Annotated in this window: 1 protein-coding gene; it reads left to right on the top strand. The window is 61.1% G+C overall.

Translation table 11 applies throughout. The features are described from left to right. The coding region (locus tag QN413_RS27220) for a nucleotidyltransferase family protein (RefSeq protein WP_323499661.1) at window positions 1-211 on the top strand (211 nt) is incomplete at its 5' end. Window positions 212-283 lie beyond the last annotated feature (72 nt).

The raw sequence follows: 283 nt of genomic DNA, 5'->3' as shown, positions 1-283 counted from the left end.
GCAGTCGTGGTGCATCGGCGCAGGCGCTGTCCGCTCATTGGTTTGGGATGCTCTGCACGGCTTTGAGCGCCGTACGGTTGTGGAAGACATGGACCTCGTCTACTTCGACGCGGACGCTGAGCCGGAGAACGATGTCGAGTTGGAGAAGCGGCTTTGCTCAGCGATGCCAGAAGTGCGCTGGGAGGTGACGAATCAGGCTGGCGTGCACTGAATCGCCCCGGGATTCGTGGAGGCTGATTGGTTTAAGTCAGGCCGCCACCGTGGTGGCTTGACTGGCGAGTTG

It is taken from the genome of Variovorax sp. LG9.2 (assembly GCF_035018885.1).
GTDB lineage: Bacteria > Pseudomonadota > Gammaproteobacteria > Burkholderiales > Burkholderiaceae_C > Variovorax.
Note: the sequence above shows the minus strand (reverse complement) of the source record. Positions and strands in the feature narration are given on the sequence as shown.